The 1,952-nt window shown below is 63.0% G+C and carries 1 protein-coding gene and 2 pseudogenes; 1 reads left to right on the top strand and 2 read right to left on the bottom strand.

Annotated elements, in window-relative coordinates:
• Positions 1 to 895 (bottom strand): annotated as a pseudogene (locus E2A64_RS18100) (hypothetical protein); the annotation flags it as partial.
• 66 nt (positions 896 to 961) lie between these two features.
• Positions 962 to 1,375, bottom strand: a pseudogene (locus E2A64_RS18205) (hypothetical protein); the annotation flags it as partial.
• On the opposite strand from E2A64_RS18205, the gene E2A64_RS18095 reads away from it, so the two are divergent.
• A complete protein-coding gene (locus E2A64_RS18095) occupies positions 1,316 to 1,504 on the top strand; it encodes a hypothetical protein (RefSeq protein ID WP_244598369.1) in 189 nt (62 codons plus the stop codon). The pseudogene E2A64_RS18205 and the gene E2A64_RS18095 sit on opposite strands and share 60 nt — an antisense overlap.
• Positions 1,505 to 1,952 lie beyond the last annotated feature (448 nt).

Here is a 1,952-nt window from a genome sequence, read left to right as displayed (position 1 = left end):
CCACATCGTCCTTTTCGGTCAAGACGAGGAAAGCGTCGAAGACGCCATTGCCCTGGCCGAGACTTTCCACCGCATCGGCGATGGCCGCCTGGGTCGGCGTCCGGGTGAAATCGGAGAAGGCCACGTCGTTGCGGTCGAGCGTCAGATCGATGGTCGTCTCGGTATAGGAGAGCGTTCCCTCGAGGAACAGCGAGCCGTTGAAAACGTCATCGGAGAGAACCGCGCCGAATTCGCCGTCGATCTCGCCGGCGGTCATGATCGTGGTGGTGACGCCGAGTTCGAAGGCGAGCGCACCATTGGAGACGAGCACGACATCGGCGCCCGAACCGATGGTGACGGTGCCGGCCACGTCGAGAACGTCGGTGGAGCTGATATCGACCTGGAAGAAGCCGCCATCCTGGAATTCGGCATCGCCGTCGATGGTCTTGCTGCCGGCCACCGTGCCGCCCGCGAGAACGGTCATCGAGCCGCCGAAATCCGTGTCGACGGAGAGCACGCCGCCGCTCACCTCGCCCGTTCCGGTAAATGCCGACCAGTCGCCGGTCAGGCGGGTATCGCCGGCCTCCTGCTTGAGCAGGCCATTGCCCGACACGATGGCGTCGAAACCGTAATTCTCTTCGGTGTGGTTGAAGAGGATGGTGCCGTCACCGGCGCCGAAACTGATGGTTGCGGCAGCCCCGTCCGCCCCCTTCAGCGAACCCGCGGCCAGTGCCTTCTCGCCGGACGCCGCCCCGATATTGATCACCCCGGTCGAGCCGGCTTCGTCAGCGACGACGAAGGTGTCGCCGGCCTCGGCGGCGCCGCCATTGCTGACGGTCAGCGCGGCCTCGCCCTGATAGCCGACTCTAATGTCATTTCCCGCGACCAGCCGGGAATCCTTGCCGGACACCGTCACGGTGCCGGAGGCCCTATTGCCAGCGTCTCGCCCTACAGTAACATCATAACCCGCACGAACAGAACCACCATTCGAGACATTCAGCGTGCCCTCCCCGGCGCGGCCCACGACGAGACTTTTCTCTACGATAAATTTCGAAGTACCACCGGATACGGTGACTATCCCATTGCTACCAGCGGCACCACCCAAAGCTGAATTAACGTCCGTCCGGACATAACCGCCATCGAGGACGTTCAGAACGCCTTCACCGCCCAAACCTACGCCGAGGTAAAGATCGGTCTGCAATGAGCCCGTACCGGAAACCGTAACGGTTCCCTTTGTGTCACCATAAACCGCAATAAGGCCCTGAAGAGCTTCGACCGACCCACCGTCTGAAATGGTCAGCGTGGCATCGGATCCCGGACTACGACCAACAAATACTTGGCCGCCATCGAGATCTACCGGCGTGGTGATTTCCTGCTGGTCGTTATTGTCAACCAACAGATCTTCGGCGAAGGCCGGGCCGGCAGGCAGGGCAATCAGGGCGGTGGAGGCCAGGAGTGCCGCGCCGAGCAGGCTGCGGCCCGCGATTGCGCGTTTGGATGCACCGCGACGCTTCTTGCTGGATGAACTGGATGTGGATGAAATCGACTGCATAAGTGTGAATACCCGTCCCTGATCGTTGCTTTCACCGGTCGCCGCGCTGCCCCGCAAGCCACCCCCTGACACGACGCGGCGTGAACCGCGCCTAATTTAGATGCTACTAAACCATGAATCGCGCGCTGACGCTAGGTCATGCGCGCGATGCGCGAGGCGTGCGAAGACCGCATCCCCCACAAAAGAAGTGGCGGAGACCGTTCCGCCGCACGAAAGTTCTTGGCGGGCCGCAGCGGCTGGCGGCCCGCCGGTTTTTTGGGCTCAGAAGCGGGCGGTCAGCCCGGCCGAGAGCGCATGGTCCTGCTGGTCGCGGCCGAACGCGCCGGTATAGTCGATGGCGACGTCCATCGCCGGCGTGACGGCGAAGTTGAGGCCCAGACCGACGAGGCCGACGTCACGCGCACCGACATTGCCGGCGATG

The organism is Pseudohoeflea suaedae (assembly GCF_004354915.1).
In the GTDB taxonomy this organism is placed as follows: domain Bacteria; phylum Pseudomonadota; class Alphaproteobacteria; order Rhizobiales; family Rhizobiaceae; genus Pseudohoeflea; species Pseudohoeflea suaedae.
The sequence above is the reverse complement of the archived record's forward strand: the minus strand, read 5'-3'. Positions and strand labels throughout refer to the sequence as shown.